Source organism: Plebeiibacterium sediminum, from assembly GCF_026013605.1.
GTDB classification, from domain to species: domain Bacteria; phylum Bacteroidota; class Bacteroidia; order Bacteroidales; family Marinilabiliaceae; genus Saccharicrinis; species Saccharicrinis sediminus.
Map to the genome: position 1 here is coordinate 160,687 of NZ_JAPDPJ010000002.1, position 17,745 is coordinate 178,431.

General features: G+C 34.2%; 16 protein-coding genes. 12 read left to right on the top strand and 4 right to left on the bottom strand.

What is annotated here, in order from left to right:
- Positions 1-172: 172 nt before the first annotated feature.
- Together OM075_RS02495 and OM075_RS02500 are read right to left on the bottom strand one after the other, a co-directional pair.
- Complete coding sequence (locus OM075_RS02495; RefSeq protein ID WP_301188886.1) at positions 173-349, bottom strand: hypothetical protein; 177 nt, start codon at positions 347-349, stop codon at positions 173-175.
- A gap of 263 nt (positions 350-612) precedes the next feature.
- The gene (locus OM075_RS02500) at positions 613-846 is read right to left on the bottom strand and encodes an Imm17 family immunity protein (RefSeq protein WP_301188887.1); all 234 of its coding nucleotides are present in this window, start codon (positions 844-846) and stop codon (positions 613-615) included.
- 218 nt (positions 847-1,064) lie between these two features.
- Here OM075_RS02500 and OM075_RS02505 point away from each other — a divergent pair, with 218 nt between their 5' ends.
- Together OM075_RS02505 and OM075_RS02510 are read left to right on the top strand one after the other, a co-directional pair.
- Entirely contained in the window at positions 1,065-1,946 is an 882-nt protein-coding gene (locus OM075_RS02505) for an aldose 1-epimerase family protein (RefSeq protein ID WP_301188888.1), read from the top strand.
- Between the two features lie 171 nt (positions 1,947-2,117).
- Positions 2,118-3,674 carry a hypothetical protein gene (locus tag OM075_RS02510; RefSeq protein WP_301188889.1) on the top strand — a complete coding sequence of 519 codons (1,557 nt, stop codon included), beginning with the start codon at positions 2,118-2,120 and terminating at the stop codon, positions 3,672-3,674.
- 78 nt (positions 3,675-3,752) lie between these two features.
- On the opposite strand, the gene OM075_RS02515 is transcribed toward OM075_RS02510, so the two are convergent.
- Both OM075_RS02515 and OM075_RS02520 read right to left on the bottom strand, forming a co-directional pair.
- The gene (locus OM075_RS02515) at positions 3,753-4,481 is read right to left on the bottom strand and encodes a LytR/AlgR family response regulator transcription factor (protein WP_301188890.1); all 729 of its coding nucleotides are present in this window, start codon (positions 4,479-4,481) and stop codon (positions 3,753-3,755) included.
- Entirely contained in the window at positions 4,474-6,345 is a 1,872-nt protein-coding gene (locus OM075_RS02520) for a tetratricopeptide repeat-containing sensor histidine kinase (RefSeq protein WP_301188891.1), read from the bottom strand. The genes OM075_RS02515 and OM075_RS02520 overlap by 8 nt, the downstream gene beginning before the upstream one ends.
- 244 nt (positions 6,346-6,589) lie before the next feature.
- Here OM075_RS02520 and OM075_RS02525 point away from each other — a divergent pair, with 244 nt between their 5' ends.
- From OM075_RS02525 to OM075_RS02570, 10 genes are all read left to right on the top strand, one after another.
- Positions 6,590-7,144 (top strand): DNA-3-methyladenine glycosylase I, encoded by a 555-nt coding sequence (locus tag OM075_RS02525; protein WP_301188892.1) that lies wholly within the window; start codon positions 6,590-6,592, stop codon positions 7,142-7,144.
- Positions 7,145-7,410: 266 nt separating this feature from the next.
- Entirely contained in the window at positions 7,411-8,790 is a 1,380-nt protein-coding gene (locus tag OM075_RS02530) for a di-heme oxidoreductase family protein (protein ID WP_301188893.1), read from the top strand.
- A gap of 352 nt (positions 8,791-9,142) precedes the next feature.
- Positions 9,143-10,393, top strand: a complete 1,251-nt coding sequence (locus OM075_RS02535) for a hypothetical protein (RefSeq protein ID WP_301188894.1) — start codon at positions 9,143-9,145, stop codon at positions 10,391-10,393.
- Positions 10,394-10,445: 52 nt separating this feature from the next.
- A complete protein-coding gene (locus tag OM075_RS02540) occupies positions 10,446-11,561 on the top strand; it encodes an imelysin family protein (protein WP_301188895.1) in 1,116 nt (371 codons plus the stop codon).
- Between the two features lie 162 nt (positions 11,562-11,723).
- Positions 11,724-13,124 carry a di-heme oxidoredictase family protein gene (locus tag OM075_RS02545; RefSeq protein WP_301188896.1) on the top strand — a complete coding sequence of 467 codons (1,401 nt, stop codon included), beginning with the start codon at positions 11,724-11,726 and terminating at the stop codon, positions 13,122-13,124.
- Between the two features lie 54 nt (positions 13,125-13,178).
- Positions 13,179-14,339, top strand: coding sequence for a Rid family hydrolase (locus tag OM075_RS02550; protein ID WP_301188897.1), 1,161 nt, complete (start codon positions 13,179-13,181; stop codon positions 14,337-14,339).
- A 13-nt stretch (positions 14,340-14,352) separates the two neighbouring features.
- Complete coding sequence (locus tag OM075_RS02555) at positions 14,353-15,573, top strand: porin (protein ID WP_301188898.1); 1,221 nt, start codon at positions 14,353-14,355, stop codon at positions 15,571-15,573.
- A gap of 11 nt (positions 15,574-15,584) precedes the next feature.
- Positions 15,585-16,271, top strand: coding sequence for a hypothetical protein (locus tag OM075_RS02560; RefSeq protein WP_301188899.1), 687 nt, complete (start codon positions 15,585-15,587; stop codon positions 16,269-16,271).
- A gap of 13 nt (positions 16,272-16,284) precedes the next feature.
- The gene (locus OM075_RS02565; protein ID WP_301188900.1) at positions 16,285-16,671 is read left to right on the top strand and encodes a hypothetical protein; all 387 of its coding nucleotides are present in this window, start codon (positions 16,285-16,287) and stop codon (positions 16,669-16,671) included.
- A gap of 11 nt (positions 16,672-16,682) precedes the next feature.
- Positions 16,683-17,567 carry a DUF5777 family beta-barrel protein gene (locus OM075_RS02570; RefSeq protein WP_301188901.1) on the top strand — a complete coding sequence of 295 codons (885 nt, stop codon included), beginning with the start codon at positions 16,683-16,685 and terminating at the stop codon, positions 17,565-17,567.
- The last annotated feature ends 178 nt before the right edge of the window (positions 17,568-17,745 follow it).

Genomic DNA, 17,745 nt, shown 5'->3' on the forward strand with positions numbered 1-17,745 from the left:
TTGTGGGCACCCGATATTTATTAACAGGAATAGTTATAAAGAAAAATTAAAATCTCACTATCTAATTACTTTCCAAATTAAGTATCCGACTAAATGAATTAATTATTGTCACAAAAAAAGGCCTATATAAATAACTTATATAAGCCTTGTTGAAATTACTGTATAATTTTTATTACTTTGGTTCCCAATAACATCTTTTAGGAGAGACTATTTGACTTTCCTTTTTAAGTTTGGTCATTGCTTTATCTACCTCTTTTCTTTCCAAACCAGTTAATTCAACTACTTTACCTGCATTTAAAGGTTCTCCTGCTTTTTTCATTGCATCAAGAACTTGTTCTGTTGCCTCCATCTAAATATATTTTAATTAAGTATTATAAAACTTAAATATAGTATATAAATTGAAATTGCTTTTCTATATCGGAAATAAATTACTCAAACTATGATGGGTAAATTATAACATGCCATATGAAATGAATATGCATAAAAAAAGAATCCCAACCTATATCCTCACCCCCCGTAATAGGAGAATATAGTTGAGATTCTTAATGATCTAAAAAGATCAAAATCAATATATTATTGAATTTGTATTTAAACTTGTGAGGACTTAGTCCTTTAACTAAACAACAAATAAATATCTATTACCCTAGTAATATCTAAAAGCGCTATTGTAAAAATTGAAATTCCTATTACAAAGTAAAAAATCTTGGCTCCACTATGTCCAAACAAGCGAATCACTCTATTTAACTTCTTGCTTTTATATAAAAAATCCCATTCTAAATATGCTCCGAGAATACAGTATATCGCTAAAACAATCAAAACAATTTGTGCTAGTGATTCCTTATTCATTTACTATATTTATTCTGTTCTTTAATTCTGTTCAACCATATATCATTTGTATTGAACACAACAAAATTGTCGTTTTAATACAATTCTTCAAAAATCATTTTATAATCGTAACCATTCGTTTTATAACCGCAAAACTCACTTCTTTCTGAATAATTTATTTCCATTAATATCTCTTATAATATTATCTTAGTGGAATAACAAAAACACAAATTTTACACATGATTCATACCATAGAAAATAATTTTTTAACAGTAGAAATCACACATAAAGGCGCAGAGATTTGTAGCATCAAATCAAAAAAAACAAACCAGGAATTTATGTGGGATGCCAATCCTGATATTTGGGGAAGTCATGCACCTGTTTTGTTTCCAATTATTGGAATGCTAAAAGATGAGCACTATCAATATAAAGGAAAAACATACAATATTCCCAAACATGGATTTATTAGAAACAATGAATTATTAAAAGTAGAACAACAATCGCAAGATTCAATCACATTGAAATATGCATATGATGATGAATCTCTTAAAATGTACCCCTTTAAATTCATATTTCATATTAATTTTATGCTCGTTGACAATACATTACACGTAAATCATAAAGTTGAAAACATAGGTGACGAGGAAATGCTATTTTCATTGGGTGGACATCCTGGTTTTAAATGCCCTCTTAAAGAAAATGAATCATACACAGACTACTATATAGAGTTTGAACATGAGGAAACAGCACCAAACTGGACATTGGCCTCTAATGGTTTATTAAGTGGAAAATCTGAACCTTTGCTAAGTAATACCTCCATTTTACCTTTACATGAGAGTTTATTTGACAATGATGCCTTAATACTAAAGAATTTAAAATCCCGCAAGGCAAGCTTAAAAAATAAAAACAATAACACGGTTTTATCTGTATCGTATCCTGATTTTAATTATTTAGGAATATGGGCAAAACCGGCTGCACCATTTGTTTGTATTGAGCCCTGGCTGGGAATAACTGATGCAGACGCTACAGATGGTCAGTTTGAATCTAAGGAAGGCATTCTAAAACTTCTGCCAAAGGATAGCTTTACAGCAAATTTCAACATCTCTATTGAGGAAGAGTAAGCTCTTAAAATGTAATTGTAGCCGTTTTTAGTACATAAATTTAAACACGCTGCTACAATTACATTTCCTTCGTTTATAAATTAATAAACTACACTTATGAAGTAGTTGTGGAATTGTATATAAGTTCTTGTATACTCGCTGTTAAATAACAATTAACAATATTTTGTATCTATGAAGAACACCGCACAACTATGGGTTTTGACGTTGATTATTTTTTTAATACCAAACAATTTTTTCGCTCAATCAGAATCAGACCAACTCTTACAAAATATACCCAAAGATAGTCTCACATTTGTAGTATATGGAAATACGGCAAATATGCCTGAGGAAGTAAAAGAAAAACTTCATGAGTCCTTGCCTGAAGTTTGTAAAGGTATTACTGATGAAAGTGAAAAATTCTGCATCTACTCTCATAAACATGAATTGTACGATGCATATACCTTAAAATTTAATCTTGACCAAAACAAAACCCAGCTTAATCCGGACAGCTTGCTAAACCTATTTGGTTTTACGGTTAAAGACTTACAATTACCATTTATTAAATTAGACGGAGGGAACTTTAAAAAGGGGCTTTTCTATATTAACAATTCAGATTTTGTATTAAGGATATACACACAAATTTTACCAGTTGATGAACAAGTAAAAGCAGAATACAAGAAATTATCAGAGGATTTAAAATTTGCCAATTACGATGAAAGAAATATTCTATGGGAAAGAATAGATAGTTTAATGAAAAAGGATTCTATTCCATCAGCTCAGTTTTTTGATCATTTGTTAGAGAAAGAAAAATCTACCATTGCAAGTAGTATAAAAACAGAAACGTTAGATTTTCAATCCGTATTCAATACTGATATCAGCAAAAGTGCTGCATTATTATATTTAAACGCAAAGAAAATACGTGAAATCCCATTTCATATTTATAATATATTTAAAACAGATATTCATGATATAAATGATTTGACTACCAAAATTGCAGGATTTTCCGGTTATTATGAAGACATATGGGTAAATATAAAAACTCAGGAGGAAAAATTAAATATTACCACAATTGCATCACTTCCTAAAAAGCAAAAATTACATCACAATCTGGATAAAGAACTTTGTTTATACCTTCCTGCTCAAGAGACAAATGGTATATGCATATTTAATATGGAACCTGCAGCTTTAAAGAACTCTCTAATTGAATATTTTAATTACCCGGATTATAACGAAAAAAAACAATTATCCAGCAAATTAGCCATTTGGGCACTTGATGATGATGTTTTAAATAGCATGGGCAATGGATTTATAACCTTGTTGGATGATCATATTGACAAACGCCATATTCCTGATTTTAAGATGGCTTTAAAAATGAAAAATAAAGAAAGCGGTCGTCAATTATTAAGTATTTTAGCCAATGATGCCAAGGCCATTAGTAAAATTAAGGACAACTGTTATCTGGTTACTTACGAAGAACTATATGAAAAGAAAAAAGTCCATTTAGTTATAGACGATGATATTTGGATTTTAGGGACTCAATCCGTTGATGAACTAAAAACCAGAATTAATACTGATCAGTTTAACGATTTATATCCTCAGTTAAATAACAAATCTATTTCTCAATATTTATATATAGACCCCGAGATTTTGTCCTCATCAAGAACTGATTTGGAATTTATAGAAAGCAAAACAAACTTCATTGGTAAAAACCTGGTTAAAACAGAAACCAGCTTAATCATCAATGATTAATTAATGATTTTCAATAAGCGTTAGCAAATGCAGAATAATATCTTAGAACTGATCCAATTCTGCATTTGCTTTAGTTCCTTACAGATTTAACTTTTTCATAATTTCTGCTCTTTTTCGAGTTGATATTAAAGCCATAAATCCTTTGGTTAAAACCAGATCCGAATTTGCATCTATTTTTTTTACATGATTCAAATTAACCAGATACTTTTGATGTGACCGGGCAAAATGATAGTTTTTTAAAACATCTTCATAATGCCTTAAATTTCGGCTGGTGAGTATTTTTCTTTCTATAGTGTAGATTGTAGTATATGCTCCTTCAGCTTCTAACATAATCATGTCATCAGCATTTAAGTAAAAAGTGTTATCGCTGGTTCTTATAACAATTTTCTTTTTTAATTCTTCTTGTTGCTTTTCTATTTCTTTAAGCGCTAAATGTTCTTTTTCTTTAGATACTTTATGAAGTGCTTTTTCAACAGCATTCTTTAATTCTTCAGGATCTAAAGGTTTCAATAAATAATCTACAGGACTAATTTTAATCGCATCAATGGCATATTTAGTATAACTCGTGATAAAAATGACCTGAAAATCCAATTCCGAATATAGCTTTAGCTTTTCAACGCTGGCACCATCTTCCAGTTCAATATCAAAAAAGGCCAGGTCAATTTCATTAGAATTAAAAAATGCCTCAGCTGCTTCAAAACTCGAAAATTCACCAACCACCTTAATGTTTGAAAAAAGCAGGTTCAGCATTTTCTGTAACACCTCACGAGCATTAAACTCATCCTCTACAATTACAACTTTATACATGATCCATTAATGTTAAAATGTAACTTACTCTTGTTCCACCATCTGCTAAATCTTCGATGCTAAATGTATTTTCATCCCCCGATTGAAAAAGTGCTAAACGACTTTTTAAAATATCTAACGCATGATCCTTGTCATCCTTTTCTTTAGGATGATACCCCACTCCATTATCAATTACTTCAAACTTTACTCTACAACAACCAACCTGAGCAATTTTTATGTGTATGAATCCTTTTCTTTTTAAATTTTTAAACCCATGATGAATGGCATTTTCAACCAAAGGTTGCAAAACAAGAGGAGGCACATAAGTATCTTTGATCCGTAAATGCTCATCTGTTTCAATCTGATAGCTAAATTTATCTCCAAAACGCATTTTCTGTGTTTCAATATAATCTTCAAGCGCTTTAATATCTTCCTCCATAGTTATTCTGTCAACACTTGCAACATTCAATGTTTGTCGGATAAGCCTTGCAAATCGGGCTACATAAGATGCTGTTACTAATTGATCTTCTTTTAAAACAGAATTTTGAATCGCGGTTAATGCATTATATACAAAGTGCGGATTCATTTGAGTTCTCAATACCGCATCTTTCAATTGCTTATTTTCCTGATCACTTTTTAGTGTCAAATACTTATTCCGTTGTCGCAAGAAATAAAAAAGCCCCACCACTATTATGGCAAAGATTAAAAAAACAGTCTGTGTAAGAAACTGTTTCTTTTCTATAATAAGGCGTTTTTCTTGTTCGTCATGAAGTTTCAAATGCTGTTCCTGTTCAGCTTTTCTTGCATGAAATAATTTTCGTTGATTCAGCAACATTTGTTGAAAATCCTTTTCCTGCATTATTTGCATATCATGTATAATGCTATCATATAATGAAAAATAGTAAGCTGCATCCCCTACTTGTCCTGTATTCAACATATGCATCATCTGATTGCGGTATACATCAAGAATCTCTGCTGCTTTATCTTTTTGTCCTATAGCTTCAAGTTGATCATAATATTCATCTGCAATTTTATCGTTACCCAGTTGCCGGTTTAAGCGGGCTAAATTGGCAATTGCCGAATTCCATTTATAAGTATACTTTAATTTTAGTAAAGCTGCTTCCTCATAATAAAACAACGCTTGCTTCAGAAATTCTTGTTTATTGTTTTTGTTATACAAACCCTCATAACACATCCCCATATTATTATATGATTCTGCAATAGCTGGTTCGTTACTTTTATTCAAACTTAACTCTAAGGATTTATTATTATAAAGCAGGGCTTTATTAAATTGTTCCTGATCTTTATACAATACAGCTAGATTATTATACAACCTTGACATCGCAAATGTATCTTTCCAGCTCTCATAAACACCAGTTATTTTTTCCAGATAATAAAAAGCACTATCCGTATTTCCCTCAGAATAAAATAAATGCGCAAAGTATTCCGACACTTTATATTTATAGATCGTATCCTTATTATTCTGGATGATTTCTTTTACGCGAAATAACTGATTCCCAGCATTAGTAAACTCTTTTAATTCGGAATATATACTTGAGATATTTAATCGGGTTTTAACTTCCCAGAGGTAACCATCCTCAGGTGTAAAAAGCTCAATAGCTTTGGTATAATAGCCTAAGGCTTTATCTAAGTTCCCATTAAATGTGTTTGTATTTCCTTTTAATGTAATTAACCGCGCACTATCAAACCTGGTACATTTATCTGAAGTTAAATACCTATCCAATAAATGCTCAACCGAATCCGTAGGCATAGAGTTCATGCTATCGGCAATTGCATAGTAAGTAGCATTATTTATTAGCTGAGCGTTTAAATAACCAAAACAAAAAATAAAAAGAAACACTATTTTTAAAAACCGAATCATCATGCACAAAACAATATAAAAAACCCATGTTTAACAAGCTTTGGGGATCTCTATAAAAACTAAAAAATGAAATTGTTGCAAGATAAAAATTTAAATCAAATGAAATCTGAACATCTATAATCTAATACAAATAGAACTGATAAATAATCATTTAAAATCTTAACTTAACGATTCGCTGTGAATGCAAGTTAAAAGATATATTTACTGCATCTATAGAGAACCTCTTTTATCAAAAACAAATAATAGAATGTCGTACTGTACCTATATCAATAGCATTGCTTCCGAAGACAAAAAGGCCTTACATAAAAACTACCATGATTATCATTATGGTTTTCCTCTTCATGATGACGATGAGTTATTTGGCAGATTAATTATGGAAATTAACCAGGCTGGCTTAAGCTGGGAAACTATACTTAAAAAAGAAGATAACTTCAGGAAAGCATATGATCACTTTAACATTAAAACCATAGCTAATTATACTGAAGAAGACAGGATGCGATTATTAAATGATGCTGGTATTATTCGCAATAAGCTAAAAGTAAATGCAGCGATTGAAAATGCCAAAAGTATATTGAAACTTCAGGAAGAATATGGCTCTTTTGAAAAATGGTTAGAACATCATCATCCTAAAACAAAAGAGGAATGGGTTAAGATTTTTAAAAAGAACTTTAAGTTTACTGGTGGTGAAATTGTAAATGAATTTTTAATGAGTATTGGCTTTTTGCCAGGAGCTCATGATGAAGATTGTCGTATTCATAAAGAAATTCTGAAGCAAAATCCCAAATGGCAGTCTGATATTTAAAATAGCTTGTAGGCAACACCTATTTACACAAAAACAACTAATATTTCCTCAACACCTCTAATTCTACAGGGGTGTTAATTATTTTACAACAAAAACCAAACATCTTCCACTAACTAATATTAGGTATTAGTTAACACATTTAAGTTAATTTTTTCTCTTTAAAATTTCAAATCCAGATCTTATCGACAATAAAATACCAACTTTTAGGTATTTAGGATATTTTCATCTGAATTTACATTAGCCTATTAAATTAAAATCTGATAGGTATGTATTTTAAAAACATTAGAAATTGCGTTATACTGCTTTCTCTTTCTTTACTTCTTGTTGAATGCTCAAAAGATGAAAAAATTAACTACAAACTTGATGGACAATCTGCGGGAGGTGAAACAACCGTTTTTCTCAGTAATAGTCAAGCTTTTGGGACACCTGCACCAAACTTATCTCCCGAACATCTCGAAATGCATCTAGAAGGAGATAAAGCATTTGAAGCCATCTTTGTTTCTAGCCCTGCCCCTACACATGGTGGTTTAGGGCCAATTTTCAATAATTCGTCTTGTAATGCCTGTCATCCTTCTGATGCACGGGCTTCTGTCCCTACAAACATTAACGAGTTAAGTGGCTTCTTTTTTAGAATCAGTGTTGAAGGTACTGATGAACATGGAGGTCCGAAACCCGTCCCCGGATTTGGCACTCAGCTTCAGCACCAATCTTTATTTGGCTATGAACCCGAAGCCAAAATGGAAAGAAAATACCAAACTAAAGAAATTGTATTGAGCGATGGTTTAAAAGTGCAGCTTCAAAGACCTGCCTATTCTATAATAGATCCCTATATAGAATTACCTGAAAATGTTTTAATATCACCAAGAATAGGAATGCCGGTCTTTGGTTTAGGATTGCTTGAAAGCATACCTGAAAAAGATATAATAGCAAATGCAGATGAGTTTGATAGAGATCAGGACGGAGTGTCTGGCAAACCCAATTATGTTTGGGATGCGGTTACCGAAACGGTGCAACTTGGACGCTTTGGATGGAAAGCCGGTGCGGCTAATATATTGGCTCAATCTGCTGGTGCATATAGTGGTGATATGGGATTAACGACAAGTATTTTTCCGGTTGAATCATCCTATGGACAATCAAATGGAAACACAGAAAATGGCATTATTGAAGTATCTGATGATGAATTAAATGCAGTCACTTTCTATTGTCAGACTTTAGGGGTTCCTGCAGCCAGAAACCTGGATAAAGAACAGGTAATTGAAGGAAGTAAAATATTCGAAAAAATAGGATGCGCCAAATGTCATATCCCCTCTTTTATTACAGGAAACAATCCCAACATTCCTGAAATATCAAATCAAAAAATTTATCCTTATACAGATATGCTTCTGCATGATATGGGTGAAGATCTGGCCGACAACAGAACTGAATACCTGGCTTCGGGTACAGAGTGGAAAACCAGACCTTTATGGGGAGTTGGTCTAACCAATGTAACCAGCGGACATACCAGCTTTTTACATGACGGAAGAGCCAGGAATATTATGGAAGCCATTCTATGGCATGGCGGGGAAGCTGAGAACTCAAAAAATGATTTTATTGAATTAGCAACTGAGGAAAGAGAAGCTTTACTGGCTTTTGTGAATGCATTATAAATGTGAGATTGACTCCCAAAGTGCTTTTATTAAATTATTCTGAATTCCTCCACCTTTTCTTCCAAAAATATTCCCATTTTTTTTAATTATCATAACATATGCATCCCTACTATTAGGGATGCTTATAGTTTACCCATCTTTTGGGATTGTACTCTGCCCTAAATATCGATTGTTTTGTAATGTAGTTTCTGACTCTTGATGATGAGAAACATTGAAACAGAAACAAACATTATCGTTATCATATGAAACGAGCCAAGAGAATCTTAAGATCGACAAAATCAAAAAATTCTCAAACATGAAGTTGACTCAATTGGCAAGTTTTATCTGGCATTAAATAATAAAATATAAACAGATGAAATCTTATCTTAAACTTTTTACCTATTTTTTTATGTTTAGTCTGTATACACTTAATGCATACGGACAAGAAAAATTTACAAAATACAGATTTGGCGGATATGGAGAAATCCTGTTTCAAAGAATGGATTACAGTGCCGATCGATATAGTAATCCCTCGGGAGCTGAGTCTGAAAAAAGAGCTTCAATTACCTTACCCCGAATTGTATTTACATTCGATTACAAATTTTCTGATGATCTGATTCTTGGATCTGAAATCGAATTCGAATATGGAGGAACTGGTTCTGCTCTGGAATTGGAGTATGAAGAAGCTGGTGAATATGAGATGGAAGTTGAAAAAGCAGGAGAAGTAGTTCTTGAACAACTTCATCTGACCAAAATCTTCAATCCTTATTTACGTGCTACAATAGGTCATATGATTATTCCGGTAGGAATTACAAATCGTCAGCATGAATCGATCATGTATTTTGGTACAGTTCGCCCCGAAAGCGAAACATCAATAATACCGTTAACATGGCACGAAACAGGTATTGCACTTCATAGCAATTACAAAAGATGGAAGGCTTCCTTATACCTGGTAAATGGACTGGATGCTAACGGTTTTTCTTCTGCCTATTGGATTCGGGATGCCAAACAGGGCATATTTGAAAACGTCAAAATGACAGATCCTGCTTTTGTATATCGGGTTGAGAATAAATCTATCCGAAATTTAAGATTAAGCACATCCGGATATATTGGAAACAGTACAGGAAACACTCAAAAGCCTGAAAAGATGAAGGATTTAGATGGACGAGTAACCATCTTTTCCGGTGATTTAGAATATAACAACACCAAGTTAATTGTAAGAGCAAATGCTATTTATGGCGACTTAAGTGACTCTTATGAAATTTCTACTATCAATAAAAACGTTTCAAAAAACATTCAATACCAAAGAACCAATGTTGCAAAAAATGCATTAGCCTACGGTGCTGAATGCGGATATGTTTTCAGAACAAATAAGTCAGGATCTAAAATCATTCCTTTTTTGATATATGAATACTACAACTCAATGGAAGATACTGCTGGCGACATGTTTGCTGATGCCCGATTTAAAAGAGATATTATAACTGCCGGATTTAATTATTACTTAAACCCTCAGGTAGCCTTCAAAGCTGATTACAGCCATCGCAGAATTGCCATGGGCAACTACAATTCAGAAAATACCATTGGATTGGCATTGGTTTATACCGGCTGGTTCCTTCAAAAATAAAAACTTAAAACAATCACAACTACTTATTAATAATTATATAAAACCTATAAATATGAAAAAGTTATATTGGATTTTTGCGCTGAGCATTATTTTATTTAACGCTTGTTCTGATGATGATGGAGGAAGTAACATTGATGATACAGAAAGCTACGATTACGCAACATTATTAGCTGATTATGTAGACTATACCGTGGTTCCAACCTATGCTGATATGAAAGATAAATCGATTCTGCTATTGGATGCAACAGAGGCTTTTCTTGAAAGTAATAGTCAAACGGATATTAATTTAGCTTGTGAATACTGGAAACAAACCCGTAAGCCTTGGGAATGTAGTGAGTCATTTTTATTTGGACCTGCAGCCAGTAAAAGTTTGGATCCTTTGATTGATTCATGGCCTTTAGATCAAAATCAGCTGGATCAGGTATTAAGTAGCAATCAAACCATTACTGCAGATTATGTACGAAATGCACTGGGAGCAGTACTAAGAGGTTTCCATACTATTGAATATTTATTGTTTCGCGATGGAGCTCCTAGAAATGCTGGAGATGTAACAGACAGAGAAAAAGAATATCTGGTAGCAGTAACAGAAGTATTACGCGATGATTGTATAACACTTTGGGCTTCATGGGCAGGAGTTACAGAAGGATCTGTTGAGGCCGAAATACTTACAAATATTGAAGTAGAAATAGATACTCCTTATGCTGAAGTGATTAAAAATGCAGGTAAAGCAGGAAGTGTATATTTATCTCAAACAGATGCTGTTGACGAAATTCTGTTAGGAATTATTGGAATTGCTGATGAAGTTGCCAATGCAAAAATTGCGGATCCATATAGCAGTAAAGATGTTCTAGAGGTAGAATCATGGTTTAGCTGGAATTCTCTTACCGATTTTCAGAATAACATCCATAGTATTAAAAATTCTTACATGGGTGGATATGATGGCGGAACCAGCAAATCTTCTGTTTCTGATATTGTTAAGGCTCAAAATGCCACTTTGGACACACAGGTAAAAACATTAATCAATGATGCCATTACCGCCATTGCAGATATCCCTGAACCATTCAGAAACAATTTAGATAATGAGGAAAAAATTAGTACTGCTATAAATGCAGTAAACGCTATTGTTGATGTTATGGAGGATGATGTACGTCCTTTATTTGTTGACTAAAAATATATTTTCCGTTACAACCAGTGCGTTATTGCGAATAAAAGCAAAACGCCTGGTTAGTTTATCACTGCTTCATGCCACTTAACATATCTCACACTAGACAACAATACCTGTGAGATCATATGTTTGATTTTGTACTTAAACCCAGCTAAAACATACAAATTGAACAAACTATTACTTTTATTATCCATTATATTTTCTGTATCACTGATTTCGTGTGAGAAAACAGAAAATGAAATAATTTACACACCCGGAGGACGAGTAGCGTATCCGGAAGAATTGTCAGCAGGAAATTCAACAGTATTTGTAACATCCAGTACTGCTTATGATACGCCTGCCAATTGGGTTACAAACGATTTAGCCTCTTGGTTTTTAGAAGGTGATGCGCTATACGACAATCCCAGAGTATCTGATGGTAATCTGGTAAACGGAGGACTAGGTCCTGTTTACGCGGGATATTCCTGTGCCAGCTGTCATAACGATGCAGGAAGAACTGTATCCACTTTATTTACTGATGGAGGAACCGGAAAATACGGCTTTTCATCATTTCTAACCTTTATGAGAACTCCCAATGGACAATACCACAGAGAATATGGCAGGGTTTTACACGATCAGGCTGTGTACGGATCTGAGCCAGAAGGAAAATTAAGGGTCAATTATACAGAACAGAATTATACCTTTCCTGATGGAGAAACCTATAGCTTAATTACTCCTCACTATGAAATTTATGACTGGTATGCAGATTCCATTCCTGCTGAGCAACTTGAAATTAGTGTAAGAACTCCACTTCGTCATGTTGGAATGGGTTTAATGTTAGCCATTGATAAAAATGAAATTAAACAATTAGCCAGCATTCAATATCCTGAATATGGCATCTCAGGGGAAATCAATTGGGTCACAGAAAGAAATGTAAAATCGATTGGATTATCAGGCCATAAAGCCCAACATAGCGACCTGACTGTTGAATTGGGATTTTTATCTGATATGGGCGTTACCAACAGCCGATTCCCTCACGAAGTATCAGAAGGTCAGTCGCAGGTTGATGGCGACTATGACATTCAAATCACCACCGAAGATATGGCAGCGGTAGATTTTTATTTGCACAGTTTAGGCGTTCCTGCACGAAGAGCAGTTACCAATGCCACTGTTATTGCGGGGAAAGAGCTTTTTTACAAGGCCAAATGTCACTTATGCCATACTCCTACACTTCATACACAACCGGAGGGTGTGAATCTGCTTGATGGAACTCATATTCCATGGTTGGGTGGTCAAACCATTCATCCTTATTCTGACTATTTATTGCATGATATGGGGCCTGAATTGGGTGATGATTTTTCACAGTTTAACGCTTCCGGAGATGAATGGAGAACCACACCTCTTTGGGGAGTAGGTTTACAAGAAGTTGTAAATGGGCACAGCCATTTTTTACATGATGGCAGGGCACGAGATTTCACCGAAGCTATTATGTGGCACGGTGGCGAAGGTGATGTATCCCGACAAGCCTTTGCTAATATGTCTTCCGAAGAACGAGAAACACTCATCATGTTTTTGCGCTCATTATAAACACAGACAAACTAGAATCACTACAAAATAAAACAAACTAATTAGCAGAAGAAAATGAATTTTGAGAAATTTAGAACAGAAACGGCGGAAGTAAGTATTTCAAAATTTGAAGGAAAACTATCCGAAGAATATAACTTATTCATTACTCCTTCCAAATCAGAATCTGTAGAAGAACAACTAAATGCCATAAGAAATGCTTTAACCGCATTTTTAAATAAAGAAAATTACACGTCAGAACATATTGCATTTCAACGATTATTCGTAAGTGATTTTACAAACCAATCTGTTGAACTTGACAAAACTGATCTCTTTAACTGTGATTGTGCGTTATCTATTGTACAACAAAGTCCTTTAAACGGAAAAAAAGTAGGGTTGTGGACATGCATTTATAAAGATAAATCCAGCAACAGTTTCCATAAAAAAAAGGAAGGAAATAAACTGGTTATTGACCATAATGGCTATTCGCATATATACACTACACAAATGCACAGCACCGATGCTGAAACTTGTTCATACAACCAGACCAACAACATATTTAATGATTATTTAAGAATACTTGATGGCCATAACCTGACTCTTGAAGAACACTGTATCAGAACCTGGTTTTATGTAAGAGATATTGACAACAATTATGCTGGCTTGGTAAAAGCGCGAAACGAGGTATTTGATCAGTTTCAAATGACTAAAGACACCCATTTTATAACCAGTACAGGAATAGAAGGACGATATGCCGCTCCGTCGGTTTCTGTATTATTGGATGCCTATGCTATTGGTGGAATAAAGCCTGAGCAAATTCGTTTTCTTGAGGCAAGGGAATTCCTTAATCCAACTCATGAATATGGAGTTGCCTTTGAAAGAGGAACTGCTGTGGAATATGGTGATCGTCGTCAGATATTTATCTCAGGTACAGCAAGTATCGACAATAGAGGCGAGATTGTTCACGTAGGTGATATCAACGGTCAGATTAGAAGAACCTTCCAAAACATTAGTGCCCTCTTAGGTGAAGCTAATGCTGAAATGAATGATATCAGCAGTATGATTGTGTATTTGAGGGATGTTGCGGATTATGCAACTGTAGAAGCTTATTTACAAGAGAAATACGCTCATCTGCCTTACATTATTGTACTTGCTCCTGTTTGCCGTCCCGGATGGCTTATCGAAATAGAATGTATAGCTGTCAAAGAGATATCTAATAGTGCATATAACTGTTTTTAAAAGGGGGAATCATATGAAAAATATTCTAACACTCATATTACTGGTATTTGTTTTTAATGGCATTCAGGCACAAACAGATACTACATTAAATAAGTATATCGATAATGGTTTGATATCCATTGCTGATAAAAACGGGATGTCGTGGCAAACCACTAAAGGTGATTTCTTATTTAAACCTTACACTTTAATTCAAACCCGAGGACTTTATAACTATTATGATGATGAAGGCCTGAGCTTAGCTGAAGAGGATAATGTGTTAAACTCCGGATTTGCCATCCCCTATGCACTCATTGGTTTTGCTGGTAAAGCTTTTAATAAAATCACTTTTAATGTAACGCTAAACGCAGCAGGGACTGGAGCAACCATACTAAATCAAGCCTGGTTTGACATTAACACCAGCGATGAATTACGTTTTAGAATTGGGAAATTTAAAACACCATTTAATCAGGCTTACCTGGTTAAAAACGGTCAAACATTATTCCCACTTCTACCCTCTTCTTTAAATACCAGAGTTAATGTACCCTTTGATATTAATGCTGTAAATCCGGTTATTGCTTCAGGCTTTGATATTGGCGTGCAAATGCACGGTATACTGGATCAGAAATTCGGATATCAACTGGGAATTTTTAATGGTACTGGTATTACTGTAAATACGGCTACCAACTCCCTAAGTGATGACAATGGTATGCCTGCTCTTTTATATGCCGGACGTTTGGTTTATATGCCATTTGGTGAGATGCCAACTTATCAGGGCAATCCCTATAAACTAAATGAAAATTATATGCTTTTCGGGATTTCGGGTTCTTACAACGTGGAAGCAAATTACGAAAGTAGTAATGATATGCGGGCCGGAGCTGAATTTGCCATGCTAAGTGGGAAATGGTATGTTTCTGCAGAAGCATATATGTTGAGCATGGACTTTGTTGAACGTCAGCAAACATCTCCTGTTTATACTTTCTGGGGTGCTTATGCACAGGCAGGTTACTTTTTGTCTCCAAAAATTCAGGCTGCAGCACGTTTTGATATTATGGACAGAAACTCTATTGATGATCCGGGCTATTTATATATGCCTGCTGTTGGTTTCAATTACTTTTTAGCTGGTCATAATTTGAAACTACAATGTATGTATCAGCATTTGGGCAAAGCAGGTCATGAATCCACTGCCCTGGCCAACGATGATGACAATAGTATGACAGAGCATCAGGTTTGTTTACAACTTCAATTTGCTTTTTAAACAGACAAACTATGTACATCAATAGAATAATATACGGTATCACTGCTTTGCTATTAGTAGCCTGCACCCATCCCTATGAGCCTGATGTTGCCAATACCTGGAATGTAAATGTTGAATTATCCTTTACTGATCCGGAATTTTGGCCTGAAAACCAACAAATAAGAGTTGGTCTATTTACAGAAGAAAGTAGTCGAAATCCAATGGTAAGCAAAGCAATCAATCAACCGGAAAGTAATGAACCTTTCCAAATCTCAATTTCTGATGTGGAAGAAGGTGATTATACAGCTCAGGTTTATATTACTGAAAATGGGATTTATAAAGTTAGTCTTTCTGCACTCAACCATCTTAGCATATATAGCGACACCATGGAAAAAACTGATGCCATTCAATTAATCACTTTTAATCGTGTTCAAAAACAGGTATTAAATAATTGTGTGGTATGCCATGGAAGCTCTGCCGGAGATATAGCTGCAGACCTAAATCTTACCCAGGGATACAGTTACGAAAATCTGGTTGGTATCACTTCTTATAAACGACCTGAAATGGTAAGAGTATATGCTGGTTCTGCAGAGTTTAGTTATCTGATTCATGTATTAAATGAAGATATCAACTTTAATCATGCAGCCAGCAGTTCTGCCTCCGATGAAGATATCCAATTGGTAATGGAGTGGATTGAAGAGGGAGCTCTTGATAACTAAAAAATAAACGATCATGCCTACTAATAACAAATTAACTAAGCAGATATATAATAGCATTTTGATTTGTCTAATTGCTTTTTCTTTTAGTAGCTGCTATTATGATGTAATTATTGAAGAGGAAGTGGATGTAAATACTACGATTTCCTTTTCGGAAGAGATTGCACCTGTTTTTAAAAGTTCATGTGTTTCTTGTCACGATGGAGTGATTGCTTATCCAAACTTATCATCAGCCCATGCATATGAATCATTGATATCAGGAAATTTTATAAGCACAGGTAATGCTACAAATAGTTCTTTAATTCAGAAATTAAATGACAAGCATCCCTTTGAAGGTGCTGTAACCAATGCTGAACTACAAAAAATAATTCTATGGATTAACCAGGGTGCTTCTGACAATTAAAAAATGGTTATATGACAGATAAACAAGCAATTCAAACAAACGCAACCAAATGGATTCAAGGGATTAGTTTATTCGTATTCCTTATTGTAGCTTCCTTAAATACAAAAGCTCAAACTACCAAAACGGATTATATTTGGGATGGTCGGTTATTAAATCATCCAACCACCACTTTACCTTTTAAAGGACAGAACCAGATTTATGTTGTTCATTATTTTTCTTCTCTTAATCAAAATGGTTTTGAGGATATGTTTGGAATTTATGGCACTGCAAATATTCAGATGGGTATAGAACATGGATTTAGCGATAAATTCTCAGCATTTTTTCTGACCGAAAAAGTAAATAAAACACAAGAACTAGGGTTTAGATACAGCATCGTACAACAGGATATTGAAGGAATAAATCCTGTAGGTATGTCCCTATCGTTTAGCATTGCTATTGATGGCCGAAATAAAAGATACTTTGGTGAGAATTATTATTTCATTAACAGGTGCTTTTATACAACTCAATTTAGTTTAACCCGCCAGCTAAATCATCTGTGCGAATTGATGGTTAACAGTACTTTTTCACATTTTAACATGGTTCCAGAAGGGTATTTTTCAACTTATATGTCTTTAAATCCGTCTTTTGCCATCAAATTAAGTCGAAAAAAAGCATTGTTTGCTTCTGTTGATTTACCATTAGGAATTGCTTCAGCTTCAGAAGCAGATCCGGAACAGCCAAGTCCTATTATCTCGTTAGGAGCCATTTTCAAAAGCAGAACACACAATTTTCAGCTTTTTGTATCCAATGGAGGTCAAATTATTCCTGGAAAAGAGTATTTAAACAACACAAAATTTGATTGGAATAACTTCTGTTTTGGATTCAATATTAATGTAAAAACCAGCAAACACAAATAGATGGTCAGTAGAATATGCTTTGAGCAGAGAGCAAAGGGCTGAGGGCAGAAAGCAAAGGGCGTAGTGTACTTGTGCTGGTTCAAGTTTGCAAATTGGACCTTTATTTAAAACCTTTTGCTTGTGAATGATTTTATCGTGGTCTGGAAATTATTATTTAAGTGATGGGGCACAAGATACA